This is a genomic window from Pseudomonas sp. NGC7 (assembly GCF_047159675.1).
Classification (GTDB): Bacteria; Pseudomonadota; Gammaproteobacteria; order Pseudomonadales; family Pseudomonadaceae; genus Aquipseudomonas; species Aquipseudomonas kermanshahensis.
This window is the reverse complement of sequence record NZ_BAAFZY010000001.1, coordinates 2,275,679-2,295,101: the sequence shown is the minus strand read 5'-3', so window position 1 is coordinate 2,295,101 and position 19,423 is coordinate 2,275,679. Positions and strand designations below refer to the sequence as shown.

Genomic DNA, 19,423 nt, shown 5'->3' with positions numbered 1-19,423 from the left:
GGGGCAAGCCCGCTCCCACAGGATTACCACTGCTCTTGAGAACTGTGGCGATCCTGTGGGAGCGGGCTTGCCCCGCGAAGGGGCCGGCTCAGGTTAACCGCTGATCAGCCTTCCAGCTCAGCCCAGCGCTCTACCAGCACATCCAGCTCGCCTTGCAGCTTCTCGATCTGCGCCAGCACCGCCGAAGTCTCGGCGATTGGCCGCTGATAGAAGCCCGCCGCATTCACTTCTTCCTGCGCCTCAGCCATGCGCTGTTCGATCGCATCGATCTGCCCAGGCAACATCTCCAGCTCACGCTGCAGTTTGTAGCTGAGTTTCTTCTTCGAGGCGTCGGCCACGGCTGCCGCTGGCGCCGGTGCGGCTTGCACGTCCTGCTTTTCCACCACCGCGCTGTTGAGCTCGGACTTGCCGCCCTTGCTTTCGGTCACGCCCAGCAGCTTGGGCGAGCCGCCCTGACGGATCCAGTCCTCATAGCCACCGACATACTCGCGCACCTTGCCCTCGCCTTCGAACACCAGGGTGCTGGTGACGACGTTGTCGAGGAAGGCCCGGTCGTGGCTGACCATCAGCACGGTGCCCTTGTAGTTGGACAGCACCTCTTCGAGCAGCTCGAGGGTTTCCACATCGAGGTCGTTGGTCGGTTCGTCGAGCACCAGCAGGTTGGCCGGCTTGCTGAACAGCTTGGCCAACAGCAGGCGCGCACGCTCGCCACCCGACAGCGCCTTGACCGGCGTACGGGCACGCTGGGGGCTGAACAGGAAGTCGCCCAGGTAGCTGAGCACGTGGCGGTTCTGGCCATCGATCTCGATGAAATCGCGGCCTTCGGCCAGGTTGTCGATCACGGTCTTTTCCAGATCGAGCTGATGGCGCATCTGGTCGAAGTAGGCCACTTCCAGCTTGGTGCCACGCTCGACCTTGCCCGAGATAGGCTCCAGGTCACCGAGCATCATCTTGAGCAAGGTGGTCTTGCCGGTACCGTTGGCACCCAGCAGGCCGATACGGTCCTGACGCTGCAGGACCATGGAGAAGTCCTTGACCAGCATCGGGCCGTCGGCATGGGCGAAGCTGATATTTTCCAGCACCATGACCTGCTTGCCGGACTTGTCCGCCGCCTCGATCTGGATGTTCGCCTTGCCCTGACGCTCACGGCGCTCGCCGCGCTCGACGCGCAAGGCCTTGAGGGCACGTACGCGCCCTTCGTTACGGGTACGCCGGGCCTTGATGCCCTGACGGATCCACACTTCTTCCTGGGCCAGGCGCTTGTCGAACAGCGCGTTGGCGGTTTCCTCGGCGGCCAGCGCCGCTTCTTTGTGCACCAGGAAGCTGGCGTAATCGCCATTCCAGTCGATCAGCCCGCCGCGGTCCAGTTCGAGGATGCGAGTGGCCAGGTTCTGCAGGAAGGACCGGTCGTGGGTAATGAACAGTACCGCGCCATTGAACCCGCGCAGCGCCTCTTCAAGCCAGGCGATCGCACCGATGTCCAAGTGGTTGGTCGGCTCGTCGAGCAGCAGCAGGTCAGGCTCCGACACCAGCGCCTGGGCCAGCAGCACGCGGCGGCGCCAGCCACCGGACAGCTCGGCCAGGGTCTTGTCGGCAGGCAGTTGCAGACGGCTCAGGGTGCTTTCCACCACCTGCTGCAGGCGCCAGCCGTCACGGGCTTCGAGCTCGTGCTGAACGTGCATGAGTTTTTCCAGGTCTTCGTCGCCCTGGATGTTCTGGCTCAGGTGATGGAACTCGGCCAGCAACGCGCCAACGCCATCGAGGCCCTCGGCCACCACATCGAACACGCTGCGCTCGTCGGCCAGCGGCAATTCCTGCGGCAGCTCGCCGATCTTCAGGCCCGGAGCGCGCCATATCTCGCCGTCGTCGCCCTTCTGCTCGCCCTTGACCAGGCGCAGCATGCTCGACTTGCCGGTGCCGTTGCGGCCGATGATGCACACCCGCTCGCCACGAGCGATCTGCCAGGACACTTTGTCCAGCAGCGGCATGGCGCCGAATGCGAGGGACACATCGCTGAATTTGAGCAGGGTCATGTTGGTCTCCATAAATCGGGCGCGCATTCTACCTGACTTGGGCCCCCACGGCATTAAGTTGCCCCCCCGGTGAGGGCTTTACGACATCTGGTCGAACATAATGTCTTGATACAAGCGCTGTGCTTTCATCTGCCGCCGGCAAACGGCTAAGCTAAGGCATAGCTTCCAACAGTGCTGGCTTCGCCGTCACTTCCCCATGGTTCAACTGCCCGGACGTATCATGCGCAGCCGCCTGTTACAGATTGCATCCTGCTTGCTGCTTACCGCCGCCACCGCCAGCGCGGCGCAGGCCCTCGACCTCACTCAACAGCGCCAGTACTACGACGAGGCCAAGCGCGCCCTGGCCAAGGGCGACAAAGGCCCGTACCTGCGCTATGCCCAGCAATTGCGTGATTACCCGCTGACGCCCTACCTGACCTACGACGAGCTGACCGCACGCCTGAAGAGCGCCAGCAACGAAGAAATCGAAGGGTTCCTGGCCAAACACGGCGACCTGCCCCAGGCCAACTGGATGAAACTGCGCTGGTTGCGCTGGCTGGCCGAGCGCGGCGAATGGAACACCTTCGTCAAGTACTACGACCCCAAGCTCAATTTCACCGAACTGGACTGCCTCAACGGCCAGTACCAGCTCAGCCACGGCCTGCGCGCCGAAGGCTATGCCACGGCCGATAAACTGTGGAATGTCGGCAAGTCGCAACCGGCGGCCTGTGACACGCTGTTCGGCATGTGGGCCGCCGAGGGCCAGTTGACCGAGGCCAAGCGCTGGAACCGCACCAAGCTGGCGGCCCAGGCGCGCAACTACGGCCTGGCCAACAACCTGGTCAAAACCCTGACCACCCTCGGCCCGCAAGGGCGCCTGCTGATCGATGTGGCACAGAAGCCCGAGCTGCTCAACCAGCCGTCGCGCTTCACCCCGGTCAACGAGGCCATGTCCGACGTGGTCAGCCTCGGCTTGCGCCGACTGGCCCGGCAGGACCCGGAGCGGGCCATGGCCCTGCTCGACGACTATGCCCAGCGCATGCACTTCTCCCGCGACGAGAAGGTGGCCATCGCCCGCGAGATCGGCCTGACCCTGGCGCGCCGCTACGACCCACGCGCGCTCGACCTGATGACCCGCTACGACCCCGAGCTGCGCGACAACACCGTCAGCGAATGGCGCCTGCGCCTGTTGCTGCGCCTGGGCCGCTGGGAAGATGCCTACGAGCTGACCAAGCGCCTGCCCCAGGACCTGGCCAGCAGCAACCGCTGGAAGTACTGGCAGGCACGCAGCCTCGAACTGGCCCAACCGAACAACCCGCAAATTCCACTGCTGTACAAGACCGTGGCGCGCGAGCGTGACTTCTATGGTTTCCTCGCTGCCGACCGTGCACAAACCCCCTACCAGCTGAACAACAAGCCCCTGGTGCTGAGCCAGCAGTTGGTCACTAAGGTGCGCAATACCCCGGGCATTCAACGTGCACTGGAATTCCATGCCCGCGGGCAGATCGTCGAAGGGCGCCGCGAGTGGTACCACGTCAGCCGCCACTTCACCCGTGACGAGATGGTCGCCCAGGCACGCCTGGCCTATGAACTGCGCTGGTACTTCCCGGCCATTCGGACCATCAGCCAGGCCCAGTACTGGGATGACCTGGACATCCGCTTCCCGATGGCCCACCGCGACACCCTGGTGCGCGAGGCCAAGGTCCGCGGCCTGCATTCAAGCTGGGTGTTCGCCATTACCCGTCAGGAAAGTGCCTTCATGGAGGATGCGCGCTCCAGCGTGGGCGCCAGCGGCTTGATGCAGCTGATGCCGGCCACCGCCAAGGAAACCGCGCGCAAGTTCAGCATCCCGCTGGCCTCGCCGGCGCAGGTGTTCAACCCTGACAAGAACATTCAGCTGGGGGCCGCGTACCTGAGCCAGGTGCACAGCCAATTCAATGGCAACCGGGTACTCGCTTCGGCGGCCTATAACGCCGGCCCCGGGCGGGTACGCCAGTGGCTCAAGGGCGCTAAACACCTGAGCTTCGATGTGTGGGTGGAATCGATCCCGTTCGACGAGACGCGCCAGTACGTACAGAACGTGCTGTCGTATTCGGTGATCTACGGGCAGAAGCTCAACTCGCCGCAGCCGCTGGTGGATTGGCACGAGCGCTACTTCGACGATATGTAAGCCACCCCTTGTAGGAGCAGCCTTGTGCTGCGAAGAGGCCGGTATTAACACCCTGAATCCTCGGTGTTAATACCGGCCTCTTCGCAGCGCAAGGCTGCTCCTACAGGACTTCGACCTTCATCCCCACTTCCAGCACACCACTGCCATCCACCGCCAGGTTCTGCCCGAACAACACATCCCCTTCTTTCTCGCGGAACGTTTTGAGCGTGGTCATGGGCTCGCGGTCCGGGCTGCGTTCGCCGGCCCGTGGATCGATGGTGGTGAAAATGCACCGCACGCTGGGCTTGAGCACGCGAAACTCGAGGGTACCGATACGAATCCGCTTCCAGCCGTCCTCGGCGAACGGTTCTGCGCCCTGTACCACCAGGTTGGGCCTGAACCGCAGCATTTCCATGGGCCGACCAACACGCCGACTGAGCTCGTCCAACGACCCCTGGCCGATCAACAGCAGCGGAAAACCATCCGGAAACGCCGCACGGTCACTGTTCAAGCCATAACCATTGGGCAGGTAACGCGCCCGTTGCTCCGGGCAATACACCAACCGCACGTCCTTGCCCAGCAGCGCCGACAGCCAGCTCGCCGCCGCCTCGCCAGCATCGGGCACCCGCAGGGTGTCGCGCCAGATAGTCACGCCCCGCAAGTCATCGTCGGCAAGCGGTACAGGCACCCGCAACGGCACCTGCCCTGGGGCCTCCAGTAGCAACTGCCCAGCATCGTCATCGCTCGCCCTGAGCTGGCCGAGCTGTGGCCAGGCACGCTGGGTGAGGAAGCGGCCGTTTTCTGCCTCCACCACCATCCAGCGGCGGTCACCCAACAACCCCAACTGGCCGACCGGCGAAGCCTGCAGGCTTTGCGCCTGCCCCGACTTCACCGGGTATCGATACAACTCACTCAGAAACATCCCTGCCGCCTCGCGTCATTCGAAACGCCAAGCTTATACCCGGCAGGGCCAGGGATCACGCAGTAGCCGTATCCAGCAGCAGGCGCTGCTTGACCACCTCGACCAGGCGATCCGGCTGGAACTTGGACAAGAAGTTATCGCAGCCCACCTTCTTGACCATGGATTCGTTGAAACTGCCCGACAACGAGGTGTGCAGCACCACGTAGAGCTGACGCAAGCGGGCATCGCTACGGATCTCGGTGGTCAACCGGTAACCGTCCATCTCCGGCATTTCGGCGTCGGTGAACACCATCAGCAGCTTCTCGCACACATTCTCACCGGCGTCAGCCCAGCTTTTGAGCAGGCGCAGCGCCTTCAAGCCATCACTGGCCACGTGCAGCTTCATGCCCAGTTGCGACAGGGTGTCACGCAGCTGTGCCAAGGCAACGCTGGAGTCGTCCACCAGTAATACTTCACGGCCTCTGGCGCGGGCCAGCACGGGGTCGGCAAGCCGTTCGCCGGAGACCTTGGCGTTGTACGGGACGATTTCTGCCAGGACCTTCTCCACATCAATCACTTCGACCAGTTTCTCGTCGACCTTGGTGATGGCGGTCAGGTAGTGCTGGCGCCCGGCACTGGTCGGCGGCGGCATGATCGCTTCCCAGTTCATGTTGACGATGCGGTCAACGCCCCCCACCAGGAAGGCCTGCACCGAGCGGTTGTATTCCGTGACGATGATAGTGCTGTCCGGCCCGGGTTGCAGGGGCCGCATGCCGATCGCCTGGGACAGGTCGATCACCGGCAGGGTCTGCCCACGCAGGTTGACCACGCCGCAGACAAAGGCATGGCGCTGCGGCATCAGGGTCAGCTTGGGCAGTTGGAGCACTTCCTGCACCTTGAACACGTTGATCGCGAAGAGCTGCCGACCTGCCAGGCGGAACATCAGAATTTCCAGGCGGTTCTCGCCCACCAATTGCGTGCGTTGGTCTACTGTGTCGAGAATGCCGGCCATTGGAAACCCCCAGGCTTGAGTCGGAAAAGTGTATTCATCCACCCTGTATCGGCGGGTTCACGCGCACCTTGACCCTTGCGGGAAAATGCCGAGAAGGTAATTGATATCACTTTACCATCATGCTTTACTGCGGGCACATCGAGGCAGGCCAGTGCCCGTTAGCACCTTGTTGCACCCTGGCCTCCCATCAGGGAAACCCTTAGATGCAATCGGGTGCAACCTGATGTTCGCGATATCCATTAGCCATTAATGTGACGCCATTCTCATTGCATGAATGGAGTCAGGCTTTTGTTCGCTATCGTATCGCCGTGCCCGCCCCTTGCCCGCGCCCAACGCGCCCGAGCGTCCTGATGGACAGTGCCTTATCGTTTGAAGGTGCGTTGCAAGACTTTCTGCTGGATGCCCAAGTCTTGCTGAGCCAGTCCCAGGAATGCCTGCAGCACCTGGAACTGATCGACAACGACGCAGACGCCTGCGGCTGCCTGAACACCGCCCTCGACACGCTCGCGAGGCGCGCCACCCGGCTGGACCTGCTCGAAGTTGCCCACTACGCCACCGTTCTGCAGCAATTGCTCGCACCGGCCTGCCAGCAGCAGCGCCTGCAACGTGAAGCCCTGCCCGCAACCGACGCTTGCCTGACCCTGCTGGCCTGGCAACTCGAGCTGATCGACCCGCGCACCGGGCAGCTGAACCTGGATACCGGCGAACAAATCACATTGCTCAATGAACTGGCCAGCGTGCTCGATCAACCATTACCGCAAGCCTGTGCCGCCTGCGATGAGCGCGGCAGCCACTGCACTCACCCGCATACAGTCACAACAGCCGCCCAAGGCACGCACCCCCGCGCTTCACAATAACTAACAAAAGAGCAACTAAGGGCGTTGTTGGCCAAACTTGGAAGTTTCGCCAACTGTCGCCAGGACTGCGCGCGTGATTATTGCCCTAGTTACACTCGGCATGATTGACAGACGAATAGTGGCTGGCACTTTGCTATTGACTCGAGTCGGACGAACGTGCCGAAACAGCCCGTAAACATGAGGTTTCAAAGCATTGCCCAACAGCGACCAACGCCGTGTGAAGTGTTACCATGCTCGCCAGCGACCGCCTTCAGCCGGCATCAAGGCTGATTGAGGACGTGCCCCGCAAAACATATAAAGTACTGCGCCAAAGCCTCTGCTAAGACTTGTGCAAGGCCTCCATCAGCAATACTTCAGTGGCTTTTCTATCTATGCTCCCACGCTTGAAGACTCTTCTGCGCTGCTGCTCCCGCACTGCCCTGCTGCGCTGGATGACGATCGTGCTGTGCGTGGCCTCCATGGTCGCCAACCTGCTGCTGTACATGGCCGGCCAAGCGATACCGGCCAGCCTGTTGATGCTGCAGGTCGCGGCGATGCTTGGCGTTGGCCTGCACGTGGGCCTGGGGGCCGGGTCGATCCGCCTGCACCCGGCAGAACTGGCCAAGCGCATGCTGATGGTGCAGGAAAGCGAGCGCCAGCACCTGGGCCGCGAACTGCATGACGACATCGGGCAACTGCTCACCGCAGCCAAGCTTCAGTTGCAATGGCTGCAACGGCGTATGCCCGATGAGTTGCACAGCCACTGCGACACCCTGCGCACCACGCTCGACAACGCGCTGAGCAACGTGCGCGATGTCTGTGCCCTGCTCAACCCTCGGCAACTGGCCAGCCTGGGCCTTGAGGCCAGCCTGCGTGCGCACCTGCTGCGCACGCTGGAAAAAACCGATGTGCACTGGAGCCTGGTCTGCAATCAACGCCTGGGCGGCATTGACGAAGCCGTCGCCATGGCGGTGTTTCGCATCACCCAGGAAGCCGTGACCAACATGCTGCGCCATGCCCAGGCGCGCAATCTGTCGATCCGCCTGCAACGCAGCCCCGCAGGGCTTGCCTTGATCATTCAGGACGATGGCCGCGGCTTTGTCCCCGCCAGGCACCCGGCCGAAGCAGGGCAACGCGGTTTGGCCGGCATGCAGGAACGGGTGACGGCCTTACAGGGGCGTCTCGACATCACCAGCCAGCTTGGCGTGGGCACGCAGATCGAAGCGCTGTTCCCGTGGCCGCCACGCACCCAGGAACGCGCCAGGAGCTTTACCGCCCATGACCTGTAGACTGCTGTTGGTGGACGACCACTCGCTGATCCGCGCCGGGGTCCGCGCACTGGTCTCCGACATCCCGGGCTACTGCGTGGCCGGTGAAGCCGATGACGGCAACCAGCTGCTTGAGCACGTGCGCAACCTGGCACCCGACATCGTCCTGCTGGACATTTCCATGCGCTCGACCAGCGGCCTCGATGCCCTGACACAGCTGCGCGCCAGCGGCAGCACCTGTAAGGTGCTGATCTTGTCGATGCACACCGACCCGGACCTGATCATGCGTGCCCTGGAAAGCGGCGCCCATGGCTACCTGCTCAAAGACACCAGCGCGACCGAGCTGGAGCAGGCCTTGTGTGCCCTGCGCAACGGCGAGCGCTACCTCAGCCCGGCGATCGCCCACACCGTCATCAACCAGGCGCTGCTGCATACCCAGCACCGCAAGCAACCGAACCGCGACCGCCACAACCTGACCGCACGCCAGCTGGAAATCCTGCGCCTGATCGTGCGCGGCAAATCCACCCGGGAAATCGCCAGTGGCCTGGGGCTCTCGATCAAGACTGTGGAAACCCACCGCTCGCAAATCATGAAACGCCTGCAGATTCACGATGTGGCGGGCCTGGTGCTGTACGCGGTACGCGAAAAAATCATCAGCCTGGACGACTGAGCAACGGCGAGTCGACCGGCAAGTGCACCTGCAACGCGGCGGGCTTTGCCTCGAAGCGCAGGCTGTCGACCTGCAGCGGCTCACCGTCTAGGTTGATGTCCAGCCCCTGCGAGCTCTTGATCTCCACCCAGGGCAGCCTGGCCCGGACAAACAACCCATCCCCGGCCAGCAGGTCGCGCAACGCCCCCACCACTTCCTGCGGCGCTGGCAATATGGCGACATCCAGCAGGCCATCGTCTGCCAGCGCCTCTGGGCACAGTGCCTGCCCACCGCCGGCCTGCCGGCCATTGCCAATGCCCAGCGCCAGCAGATCACCCTGCCAATGGAAGTCGGGGCCCTGTAGTTCCACTGAGGCCGCCTGCAACTCGCTGAAGCGCGACAGCCCCGTGAACAGGTAGGCCGCAGCCCCCAGGACCTTTTTCAGGTCCTCCGAGGTGTTGGCCGTAACCTGGCTGCCGAAGCCGCCGGTGGCCATGTTGAGGAACAGGTGATCACCGACCTGGCCCAAGTCGATAGGCCGCGCCGGAGTATTCAGCAATGCCAGTGCGGCGTCCGGCTCCAGTGGCACGCCCGCAGCCTTGGCGAAATCATTGGCGGTGCCCAAAGGCAACAGCGCCAGGCTGGCCTGGGCCGCTGCCAAGCCCATGGCTTCAGCGACATCGCGCAACGTACCATCGCCGCCGCCCGCGACAATATGGGTGTAACCAGCGGCCAGCGCCTCGCCAACCAGGCGCTGAGCGTCCCCGGCTTCCCAGGTGACCCGCACATCCAGCACCCAGCCGCTCTCGCGCATCGCCAGCACGGCACTGCGCAGCGCTTCGTTCATCGCCTGCTTGCCGTGCAGGATCAACATTGCCTTGCGCCCTTGCATCGCGCTTCTCCATGAAAAAATAGCTAACCCAGATCTCGACCACCGGCACACACCGATCGTTGCATGCCCCGCACAATAACACTGGATTTCACCCATTTTTTACACGCCCGCAAATGCGCGGCTATGCTCAGGAAAGCCACCTTTGACAAGTATTTGACTCAGGTGAATATATCTAGCAAAAAGTCAAACTATTGACTTTTCATCACCTAAGTTCTGCTTCACCGACAGCCATGGACGCGCCCCGGCAGCAGTGATCGGCTGACTGCCGACGGGCGCGTCTTTTTATCCGCGATCTGTAACGAGGGTTCCGGGTCATGCGCATTCTCTGGACACTGCCCTACTTACCCTGGCCGACCACCAGCGGCGGCAAGACTCGGCAATACCACCTGCTGCGCGAACTTGCCCAGCGTGGCCACCGGATCACCCTGTTGGTGCAGTCCAAGATCCCCCTGAGCGATGCGGCCCGTGAAGCCCTTGAACCCTGGGTCGAACGCTTGATCGTGTTGCCCAGGCGCGCCCTGCACAGCCCACTCAACCTGCTGGCGTCACCGATCATCGACTATCCCATGCGGGCGATCATCAATGGCTTGGCGCCCTGCCTGAGGCACCGCTTCGAGCAACTGCTGGACGAACCCTGGGACGTCATCCAGATCGAGCACAGCTACAGTTTCCAGCCGTTCGAAAAAGCCCTGCAGGCACGCGGGCTGCCCTTCATGCTCAGCGAGCACACCCTGGAATCGGTGATGGGCGGCGCCTGCCATGACCGCCTGCCGCTGTGGCTGCGCCCGCTCAATGCATTCGACCGCTGGCGCTATCGGCGCTGGGAGCAGCGGGTGCTGCGCCAACCCAGCGAAGTGGTGGCGGTCAGCAGCCACGACGCCGAACTGATCGCCCAGATCAGTGGGCGCCCGGTAAATGTGGTGGTCAGTGGCGTGGACTGCGATTTCTACCAGCACGTGCAACCGGCGTTGCACAGCCAGCGCCTGCTGTTTGTCGGCAACTTCGAATATGGCTCGAACCTTGAGGCCATCGAATGGGCGCTGGAAGAGATCATGCCGCAGGTGTGGATGAGTAACCCGGCCGTGCGCCTGGCCATAGCCGGCCACGCCCTGCCAGCCAGCTGGAAGCTGCATTGGAACGACCCACGCATCGAGTGGGTCGGCTACCGCCCCGACCTGCGTGAACTGCAACGTCGCTCGGCACTGTTCTTCGCCCCACTGCTGTATGGCGGAGGGTCCAAGGTGAAGCTGCTCGAGGCGATGGCTGCGGGGCTGCCGGTCATCACCACCAGCAAGGGGGTATCAGGGCTGGCCGTGAACAACGGCGAACACTACTTGGGCAGTGACGATGGTGACCAACTGGCCCTGCTGATCACCCAACTGCTCAACCAGCCTTGGCGCATGGCCCAATTGAGCGAAGCCGGCCGGCAATTCGCCCGCCAGCGTCACGATTGGAGCATTGCCGCCCAGCAATTGGAAAACGTGCACATGCGCCTCAACCAGGTGCAACCCGCCAGCGCCACGCCACTGGCGGGCGGCTGGCTTGGGCGCTCAACCAAGTAGCTCGCTGAAGGGGATGAACGGCACACTGTCGCCCTGCTTCGGCGTACTGCCTTCACGTACCTCGACCAAGCCCTCGGCCCAGGCCGCGCTGCGCAGTACGCCAGAGCTCTGGTTTTTGTAGATGCGCACCTGGCCCTGCTCGATGCGTGCGCGCAGGTACTCGCGGCGCGTACCTGGCTTGGGCCAGTCGAAGCCCGCTGGCATGTCGAAGCGCAGCGGCGTGACATCAGCCACGCCCTGACGGCGCAACAGATACGGCCGGGTCAGCAACCCGAACGTGACCAGCGTGGACGCCGGGTTGCCCGGCAAACCGATCACCGGGACGCCACGAAAGTGCCCGAACGTGAGCGGCTTGCCCGGTTTGATCGCCAGCTTCCACAAGGCCAGCTCGCCGGCCTCGCGCAGGGCGGCACCCAGGTAATCAGCCTCGCCCACGGAAACGCCACCGGTGGACAGAATCAGGTCGACATCGCCCAATGCCGCCAGGCATTCACGGGTGCGCGCCAGGTCATCGGGCAAAATCCCCGCATCCCGCACCTCACAACCCAAGCGTTGCAGCCAGCTGACCAGCAAGCGGCGGTTGCTGTTGTAGATTTGCCCTGGCCCCAGGGGCAGGCCAGGCTCGATCAGCTCGTCACCGGTCGACAGCACCGCCACGCGCACCTTGCGCACCACATCCAGACGGGCCTGGCCAAGGGTCGCAGCCAAGCCCAGCTCGATCGGGCCCAAGCGTGTGCCGGCGCTCATCACCTGCTCACCCTGGCGTGTTTCCTGGCCTTGCGGGCGAATATTCTGGTCGACCTTCAGCGGTTCGAGGAAGCGCACCCGGCCATCGTCAGCCACTTCGGCGTTTTCCTGCATTTCGACGCAGTCGGCGCCAGCCGGCACCGGCGCGCCGGTGAAGATGCGGGCACAGGTACCCGGCTGCAGCGGCTGCGGCGCATGGCCGGCGAAGATGCGCTGGCTCACCGGCAAGGGCTCACCCTGCCAGTCCGCCAGGCGCAGGGCATAGCCGTCCATGGCGCTGTTCGGCCAGGGCGGCAGGTCGAGTGAGGCCACCAGGTCACGCGCCAGCACGCGCCCCTCGGCGTCGGCCAGCGACACATTTTCGGTTTCCTGGATGGGTGCGGCTTCTGCCAAGGCCAGCAGCTGCGCCAGTGCGTCTTCCACCGGCATCAGGGGCCGGGCTTGGGCAGACTCAACCACGGCTTTCACAGGCCGCTGCCTGCTTCAGGTGGGGCACGAAATTGCACGGGCGATGGCGGGCATCGAGCTGCTCGGCCAGGATGCCGTCCCAACCGGTGCGTACCGCATTGGTCGAGCCCGGTAAGCAGCACACCAGCGTGCCATTGGCCAGGCCAGCGAGGGCCCGCGATTGCACGGTGGAGGTGCCGATGTCGGCCACGGAAATCTGCCGGAACAGTTCACCGAAACCATCCACCTGTTTGTCCAGCAGGCAAGCCACGGCCTCCGGGGTGCTGTCGCGGCCGGTGAACCCAGTACCGCCGGTGATCAATACCACTTGCACTGCGTCATCGGCGATCCAGGTCGCGACCTGGGCGCGGATCTTGTACAGGTCGTCCTTGAGCAATACCCGCGATGCCAACTGGTGGCCGGCCGCAGTCAGGCGATCGACGAACAGCTGACCGGAGGTGTCATTGTCGAAGGTGCGCGTGTCGCTGACCGTCAACACGGCGATGTTCAGGGGCACGAAGGGGGTATCTGCCTTGGCTTTCATGGGGGTCCGTCACAAGAAGATGGGATGGCGCATTTATAACACAGCACCCCCCGATACAACCTCGTGCCCCTGTGGCTTGCCCTTGGTCAATACCCTGGCTTTACCGCTATGCTGCACTGGAAAGGAACTTGCGTGGACGCCCTGCGTCTTAAAGTCATCTAGCACTGTCGCACTGGAGAAACACGATGATTCAACGGACCCTTCCCGCCTTCTTGCTTGCCTTGGGCCTGGGCGCCCTCGCCGGCTGCGCATCGCCGACCGTCATTACCCTGAATGATGGCCGCGAGATCCAGGCAGTGGACACCCCGTCCTTTGACGAGGACTCTGGTTTCTACGAATTCGAGCAACTCGACGGCAAGCGTACGCGCCTGAACAAAGACCAGATTCGTACCGTCAAAGAGCTGTGATTCAGCCGCCCTTTTTGGCAAACGCCCTTTTAACAACAAGGGCTTGCGTGCCAAAAAGGGATGCAGTAGGATTTCGTTCATCGGAGTGTAGCGCAGCCAGGTAGCGCGTCTCGTTCGGGACGAGAAGGCCGCAGGTTCGAATCCTGTCTCTCCGACCAAATCCTATTCAAAAAGCCCGCCTTGCGCGGGCTTTTTGTTGTGCGCGAGAAAATCCCCCTGACTTGTAGGAGCAGCCTTGTGCTGCGAAGAGGCCGGCGCAGGCCTACCCATCAGTCGGCGTCTGTACCGGCCTCTTCGCAGCACAAGGCTGCTCCTACAGTCAGTGACCTGCAACGCTAGTTATTGCTCGGCTTGTACCGGCACATACAGCAGTTGCAGGCGCTCGCTGCTCCACGCTCGGGTCTGGTTGGTCAGCGCCAGGTCGTTGTTCAGCTTTTGCCCATAGCTGGGCACGATCTGCTTCAGCTTGGCCTGCCATTCAGGGGTCTTGAGGCGGTCCTTGAAGGTCTTCTCCAGCACGGTCAGCATGATTGGCGCGGCGGTCGAGGCGCCCGGAGAAGCCCCCAGCAGTGCAGCAATGCTGCCATCCTGGGCGGCGACCACTTCAGTACCAAACTGCAGCACGCCACCGAGCACGGGGTCCTTCTTGATCACCTGCACGCGTTGACCGGCCTGCAGCAGCTTCCAGTCTGCGTTCTTGGCATTGGGGAAGTACTCGCGCAACGCATTCATGCGGTCATCGAAGCTGAGCATCAACTGCCCCATCAGGTAAGTGCTCAGGTCGATGTTGTCGATGCCGGCGTTCACCATCGGCAGCACGTTATGGCTGTTCAGCGAAGCGAACATGTCCAGCAGCGAGCCCTGCTTGAGGTACTTGGTGGAGAAGGTCGCGAACGGCCCGAACAGCAACACTTGCTTGCCGTCGATCATCCGGGTGTCCAGGTGCGGGACCGACATCGGCGGTGCGCCGACCGAGGCTTTGCCATACAACTTGGCCTGATGGCGTGCAACCACGTCCGGGTTATCCGTCATGAGGAATTGGCCGCCCACCGGGAAGCCGGCATAGCCTTCGGCCTCGGGGATGCCCGATTTTTGCAGCAGCTTGAGCGCGCCACCCCCGGCACCGATGAAGACGAACCGGGCATTGACCGCCACCTCGTGACCGCCCTTGGCCAGGTCGGCCACCACCACACGCCAGGTCCCATCGTCGTTGCGCACGATGTCACGCACTTCGTGGCGGAGGTTCAGGGTGACGTTGGGGTTGCGGGTCATCGACGCGAACAGTTGACGGGTGATCTCGCCGAAATTCACGTCGGTGCCGATCGCCATGCGCGTGGCGGCGACCTTCTGCGCAGGGTCGCGGCCTTCCATCACCAGCGGCGCCCAGTGGCGGATCTGCTCGTGGTCTTCGCTGATTTCCATGCCACGGAACAGCGAGCTGTGCTGCAGGGCATCGACGCGTTTGTGGAGGAAGGCAATGTTGTCGTCACCCCAGACGAAGCTCATGTGCGGCACGTTGTTGATGAACGACTTCGGGTTGCTCAGCACGCCTTGCTCGACCTGGTAGGCCCAGAACTGCTTGGACACCTCGAACTGCTCGTTGACCCCCACGGCCTTGCTGATGTCGATGCTGCCATCCTTACCGACACTGGTGTAGTTCAGCTCGCAAAACGCGGAGTGGCCGGTGCCGGCGTTGTTCCAGGCGTTGGAGCTTTCTTCGGCGACCTGGTCCAGGCGCTCGTAGACGTCGACCTTCCAGTTCGGCTCAAGCTCCGTGAGGTAAGTGCCCAGGCTTGCACTCATGATGCCGCCGCCAATCAGCAGGACGTCGACGGTCTTTTCCGGCTCCGCAGGTTTGGAGCAGCCGATGACGCTCAGGCAAAGGAGCGTCAGCAGTATTTTTTTCATTAGCTCAATCCAATTGATGTGAAGGATTGGCAGTCGTTGGCCCCGGCATGCACGCCCGGATGTTGTTGTGTTTTAGCTGGGTGTTTCGCGGGATCGGGGCACGATCGCCTCGGGCCGTGGCCCGGGCGCGCTTAAGCAGGGAATGTGCCAACCTGTCTTAGACCAATGGCTAAGGGGTGAGACAGCGGGTCGCATGGCGACAATCCGCCACACTTACGCCAGGTTCGCTACGTTGATGGCGGATTTCCCCGGGGCCGCTGCGCGCCCCATCGCCGGCAAGCCGACTCCCACACCGACACTGGATTGCTTGAGACTTGCGCCATCCCTGTGGGAGCCGGCTTGCCGGCGATGGGGCGCGCAGCGGCCCTGAACAGCAGGTCAGGCCGTCAGCCGCGACGTCACTTCGCCCAACTGCCCCGACAACCCATGCAAACGCTGCCCAGCCTGTTCGGTCTGCTGCACCGCTTCCTGGTTGGTGGTGGCGATGCGGGTGATCTCGATCAGGTTGCGCGAAATATCCTCGGCCACACTGGTCTGCTCCTCCGCCGCCGTGGCGATCTGCCGGTTCATGTCGCGGATGGCCTCCACCGCCAAGGTGATGCGCTGCAACATCTGCCCGGCCTGCTGGACCTGCTCGGCCCCCTCTTCGCTGCGCTGCTGGCCACTTTCGATGGCTTTGACCGCCTCCACCGCACCCGACTGCACCGCCTCGATGATCTGGTTGATCTCGGCAATCGACGCGGCCGTGCGCTGGGCCAAACTGCGCACCTCGTCCGCCACCACCGCAAAGCCTCGTCCGGCCTCGCCCGCGCGGGCTGCTTCGATGGCCGCGTTGAGCGCCAGCAGGTTGGTCTGCTCGGCAATGCCACGGATGACTTCGAGCACCTTGCCGATCCGCGTACTGTCATGTTCCAGGTCGCGAATCACCGCCGCCGTGCCGGCGATTTCGCGGTTGACCACGCCAATGATGTCGATGGTCTGCTGCATCACCTGCTCACCAGCCTGTGCACTGTGGTCGGCATCATCGGCAGCGCGGGCGGCGTCGACGGCGTGGCGGGCCACTTCCTGGGCAGTGGCGGACATCTCATGCATGGCCGTCGCCACTTGGTCGGTGCGCTGGAACTGGTCATGCGTGCCGCGCGCCATGTCGGCGGCGATGCTGCGCAACTGGCCACTGGCGCCTTCCAGCTCTTGGGCGTTGTCCTGCAGCCGGCCGACGGTCTCGGCCAAGAAGTCACGCAGGGTATTGGCCGCCCGAGCCAAACGCCCCAGCTCATCCTCGCGGCGGCTGTCGACGCGGGCGCCGAAGCGGCCCTGGCTCAATTGCGCGACATAGTCGATCAACTGGCGGATCGGTTCGATCAGGCTGCGGTTGATCAGCCACAGGCTGAACAGGCCAACCAGTACCGCCGACGCCAGCATCACCAGCAGTCCCAGCCACACGGTGCGCTCGGCGCTGGCATTGATGGCCGCAGCCCGTTCACGGGCATCGCCGCGCAGTTGTTCGACCAGCTCGCTCATCTGTTCGCTGGCGGCACGGTCCACGCCCTTGACCGCCAGGTCGCCTGCTACCGGGTCGCCCCCTGCAGCGATAAACGCCTGGCGGCCCTGCGCATAGGCCTGGCCCAATTGCCGATGGCTATCTCGCAGCTGCTGCAAGGGGGCTTTGAGCCTAGTGTCACTGCTGTCGATCAATTGCCCCAGCAACTGCTGAACCTGCTGCTCGCGCGACTGAAACTGCTGCCAATACTTGTCCAGCTCGGCGGGCTGGCGACCGCGTAACAGCACGTTCTTCCATTCCTGCACCTGGATCTTGAACTGCAGGTTGGCTTCATCGATCAATTGCGAAGCGCGCAGCGGGCCATCGACCAACTCGGCATAGCCGCGCACGCTGGAAGACAAAAACTGGAAACACACCAGGGCGATCAGCAGCATGGCTGCCAGGCTGCCGCCAAGCAGGGAGAGAATTTGCACTCTGAGGGATTTACGCAACATCGCGGATCTCAAGACCAGTAGGGAAGGAACAGCGCACAACGGCAGCGCTGGGAAAGACACTCCATGTCCTCGTAGGCTGGCGTGCAAAAAAAAGGCTGCCATCGTTCGATAGCAGCCAGCTTGAGCACTTGCGCAACAGTTGAAGCCAATAGTGTCAGGCAATTCCTACAGAAATGTTACATAACCAAGACAGGCTAGCCTGTGGTGAACTGCAGCGAGGCCAGCCGGGCATACAGCGGGCTTTCTTCAATCAGCTGGCGATGTGTGCCAACTGCCACCACGCGCCCCTTGTCGATCACCGCGATGCGATCAGCGTGCTGCACCGTGGCCAGGCGGTGGGCAATCACCAGCGTGGTGCGACCGGCCATGAGGCTGGGAAGGGCTTGCTGGATCAGGTGTTCGCTTTGCGCGTCGAGGGCGCTGGTGGCCTCGTCCAACAACAGGATCGGCGCATCTACCAGCAACGCACGAGCAATTGCCAAGCGCTGCCGCTGCCCGCCAGAAAGGCCAATACCGCCCTCCCCCAGTTGTGTCTGGTAACCCTGCGGCAACTGCTGGATAAACCCGTCGGCGTGCGCACCACGGGCCGCTGCTTCGACTTCCGCCAGCGTTGCTTCTGGCCGGCCATAGCGAATGTTGGCCTCTACCGTGCCACGAAACAACGAAGGGTTCTGCGCCACCAAGGCGAACTGCCGGCGCAGCTCGGCGGGGTCGAGTTCGGTAATTGCCTGCCCGTCGAGCAGGATGCGCCCCTGCTGAGGGTCGTAAAACCGCAGCAGCAGGTCGAACAAGGTGGATTTGCCAGCGCCCGAAGGCCCGACCAGCGCCACGGTCTGCCCCGGCTCGATTGTCAGGCTCAGGCCGTCGATGGCAGCCACTGTGGGCCGTGACGGGTAGGCAAAGTGCACCTGCTGTAACTCGATATGACCAGTCACACGGCCGTGCGGCAGCGAGGCCGCTGCGTGGGGCGGCAGAATCGCACTGCGCGCCGCCAACAGCTCGGCAATGCGCTCGGCCGCACCTGCGGCACGCTGCAGCTCGCCAATCACCTCGCTGAGGGTGCCGAAGGCGCTGCCGACGATCAGGCTATAGAACACGAAGGCGGCCAGTTCGCCTGCCGAAATACGCCCGGCGATCACGTCCATGCCGCCCACCCAGAGCATGACGCCCACAGCGCCCAGTACCAGCACGATGACCAGAGTGATCAGCCAGGCGCGCTGGGCAATACGCTGCCTGGCCACGTTGAAGGCCGCCTCGACAGTGCCCGCGAAAAGCTCGCGATCGAGCGGTTGGTGGTTGTAGGCCTGGACGGTCTTGATCTGCCCAAGGGTCTCGGCCACGTAGCTGCCGACATCTGCCACGCGATCCTGGCTCTGCCGCGACAGGCTGCGCACACGACGGCCAAACAACAGGATCGGTGCTAGCACCAGTGGCAAGGCCACGACCACGATGCTGGTCAGCTTGGGGTTGGTGATAAACAGCAGCACCACGCCTCCGATCACCATCAAGGCATTGCGCAGGAACATCGACAGCGAAGAGCCGATCACCGACTGCAACAACGTGGTGTCGGCCGTCAGCCGCGACTGGATCTCGGAGCTGCGGTTGTCCTCGAAAAAGCCTGGGTGCAGGCCGACCAGATGATCGAACACCGCGCGGCGAATATCAGCCACACAGCGCTCGCCTATCCATGAGACCAGGTAAAAGCGGCTGAACGTCCCTACCGCCAGTGCCAGCACCAGCAGCAGGAACAGGCCTATGGTCTGGTTGAGCTGGTGCGCGGAACGGGTCATGAAACCCTGGTCCACCAGCAGGCGAATGCCCTGCCCCATCGACAGCGTGATAGCAGCGGTGACCACCAAGGCCAGCAACGCCAGCAGCATCTGCCGGCGGTACGGGCGAACGAATTGCCAACTCAGGCGCAAAGCGCGACGTTGACCTGCAGAAACGGATTCGGGCATGGCGGCAACCAAAACGGCGAGGATGCAGCAGACTACCACTCATCGGCACGCGATGAGCGCCCGAGGGTGGCTATAGCTTTTCGATCTAAACAGCCTCTGGAGCTTTCGCGCCGTTTCTGTTGGACTGTTTCTGCCG

15 protein-coding genes, 1 tRNA gene and 1 pseudogene are annotated in these 19,423 nt (G+C 63.0%); 7 read left to right on the top strand and 10 right to left on the bottom strand.

The features are described 5' to 3' along the window. Nucleotides 1–104 precede the first annotated feature (104 nt). Nucleotides 105–2,033: an ATP-binding cassette domain-containing protein gene (locus tag ACMCNM_RS10490; RefSeq protein WP_027596632.1), complete on the bottom strand. Its 1,929-nt coding sequence runs from the start codon at nucleotides 2,031–2,033 to the stop codon at nucleotides 105–107. A gap of 220 nt (nucleotides 2,034–2,253) precedes the next feature. Here ACMCNM_RS10490 and ACMCNM_RS10485 point away from each other — a divergent pair, with 220 nt between their 5' ends. Further along, on the top strand, nucleotides 2,254–4,182 hold the full coding sequence (locus tag ACMCNM_RS10485) for a transglycosylase SLT domain-containing protein (RefSeq protein ID WP_027596633.1): 1,929 nt from the start codon (nucleotides 2,254–2,256) through the stop codon (nucleotides 4,180–4,182). A gap of 100 nt (nucleotides 4,183–4,282) precedes the next feature. Here ACMCNM_RS10485 and ACMCNM_RS10480 read toward each other — a convergent pair whose 3' ends face one another. Continuing rightward, complete coding sequence (locus ACMCNM_RS10480) at nucleotides 4,283–5,083, bottom strand: MOSC domain-containing protein (protein WP_412764304.1); 801 nt, start codon at nucleotides 5,081–5,083, stop codon at nucleotides 4,283–4,285. A 55-nt stretch (nucleotides 5,084–5,138) separates the two neighbouring features. Continuing rightward, nucleotides 5,139–6,074 (bottom strand): chemotaxis protein CheV, encoded by a 936-nt coding sequence (locus ACMCNM_RS10475; RefSeq protein WP_027596634.1) that lies wholly within the window; start codon nucleotides 6,072–6,074, stop codon nucleotides 5,139–5,141. Nucleotides 6,075–6,424: 350 nt separating this feature from the next. Here ACMCNM_RS10475 and ACMCNM_RS10470 point away from each other — a divergent pair, with 350 nt between their 5' ends. The 3 genes from ACMCNM_RS10470 to ACMCNM_RS10460 all read left to right on the top strand — a co-directional run bounded on the left by ACMCNM_RS10470 (nucleotide 6,425) and on the right by ACMCNM_RS10460 (nucleotide 8,848). After that, on the top strand, nucleotides 6,425–6,931 hold the full coding sequence (locus ACMCNM_RS10470) for a histidine kinase (RefSeq protein WP_412764303.1): 507 nt from the start codon (nucleotides 6,425–6,427) through the stop codon (nucleotides 6,929–6,931). 371 nt (nucleotides 6,932–7,302) lie between these two features. Further along, on the top strand, nucleotides 7,303–8,199 hold the full coding sequence (locus ACMCNM_RS10465; protein ID WP_085274206.1) for a sensor histidine kinase: 897 nt from the start codon (nucleotides 7,303–7,305) through the stop codon (nucleotides 8,197–8,199). Then, a complete protein-coding gene (locus tag ACMCNM_RS10460; protein WP_099430045.1) occupies nucleotides 8,189–8,848 on the top strand; it encodes a response regulator in 660 nt (219 codons plus the stop codon). Before ACMCNM_RS10465 ends, ACMCNM_RS10460 begins: the two co-directional genes overlap by 11 nt. Here the strand turns inward: ACMCNM_RS10460 and yegS are convergent. After that, a complete protein-coding gene (gene yegS, locus ACMCNM_RS10455; RefSeq protein WP_186682352.1) occupies nucleotides 8,832–9,719 on the bottom strand; it encodes a lipid kinase YegS in 888 nt (295 codons plus the stop codon). The genes ACMCNM_RS10460 and yegS overlap by 17 nt on opposite strands. A 314-nt stretch (nucleotides 9,720–10,033) precedes the next feature. Here yegS and ACMCNM_RS10450 point away from each other — a divergent pair, with 314 nt between their 5' ends. Continuing rightward, nucleotides 10,034–11,281: a glycosyltransferase family 4 protein gene (locus ACMCNM_RS10450; RefSeq protein WP_186703869.1), complete on the top strand. Its 1,248-nt coding sequence runs from the start codon at nucleotides 10,034–10,036 to the stop codon at nucleotides 11,279–11,281. On the opposite strand, the gene glp is transcribed toward ACMCNM_RS10450, so the two are convergent. Together glp and moaB are read right to left on the bottom strand one after the other, a co-directional pair. Beyond that, nucleotides 11,270–12,457 carry a gephyrin-like molybdotransferase Glp gene (glp, locus tag ACMCNM_RS10445; RefSeq protein ID WP_186703873.1) on the bottom strand — a complete coding sequence of 396 codons (1,188 nt, stop codon included), beginning with the start codon at nucleotides 12,455–12,457 and terminating at the stop codon, nucleotides 11,270–11,272. The two genes, ACMCNM_RS10450 and glp, sit on opposite strands and share 12 nt — an antisense overlap. 22 nt (nucleotides 12,458–12,479) lie before the next feature. Further along, the gene (gene moaB / locus ACMCNM_RS10440) at nucleotides 12,480–13,019 is read right to left on the bottom strand and encodes a molybdenum cofactor biosynthesis protein B (RefSeq protein ID WP_027596641.1); all 540 of its coding nucleotides are present in this window, start codon (nucleotides 13,017–13,019) and stop codon (nucleotides 12,480–12,482) included. A gap of 185 nt (nucleotides 13,020–13,204) precedes the next feature. Here moaB and ACMCNM_RS10435 point away from each other — a divergent pair, with 185 nt between their 5' ends. Both ACMCNM_RS10435 and ACMCNM_RS10430 read left to right on the top strand, forming a co-directional pair. Continuing rightward, nucleotides 13,205–13,426, top strand: coding sequence for a YgdI/YgdR family lipoprotein (locus tag ACMCNM_RS10435; protein ID WP_027596642.1), 222 nt, complete (start codon nucleotides 13,205–13,207; stop codon nucleotides 13,424–13,426). Nucleotides 13,427–13,507: 81 nt separating this feature from the next. After that, nucleotides 13,508–13,584 (top strand) — tRNA-Pro (locus tag ACMCNM_RS10430). Nucleotides 13,585–13,765: 181 nt separating this feature from the next. On the opposite strand, the gene mqo is transcribed toward ACMCNM_RS10430, so the two are convergent. The 4 genes and pseudogenes from mqo to ACMCNM_RS10410 form a co-directional block, all read right to left on the bottom strand. Next, nucleotides 13,766–15,334: a malate dehydrogenase (quinone) gene (gene mqo / locus ACMCNM_RS10425; RefSeq protein ID WP_412764302.1), complete on the bottom strand. Its 1,569-nt coding sequence runs from the start codon at nucleotides 15,332–15,334 to the stop codon at nucleotides 13,766–13,768. A gap of 378 nt (nucleotides 15,335–15,712) precedes the next feature. Next, entirely contained in the window at nucleotides 15,713–16,417 is a 705-nt protein-coding gene (locus ACMCNM_RS10420) for a methyl-accepting chemotaxis protein (protein ID WP_374707402.1), read from the bottom strand. Nucleotides 16,418–16,645: 228 nt separating this feature from the next. Then, nucleotides 16,646–16,756, bottom strand: a pseudogene (locus ACMCNM_RS10415) (hypothetical protein); the annotation flags it as partial. Between the two features lie 767 nt (nucleotides 16,757–17,523). Further along, nucleotides 17,524–19,287, bottom strand: a complete 1,764-nt coding sequence (locus ACMCNM_RS10410; RefSeq protein WP_085274201.1) for an ABC transporter transmembrane domain-containing protein — start codon at nucleotides 19,285–19,287, stop codon at nucleotides 17,524–17,526. Nucleotides 19,288–19,423 lie beyond the last annotated feature (136 nt).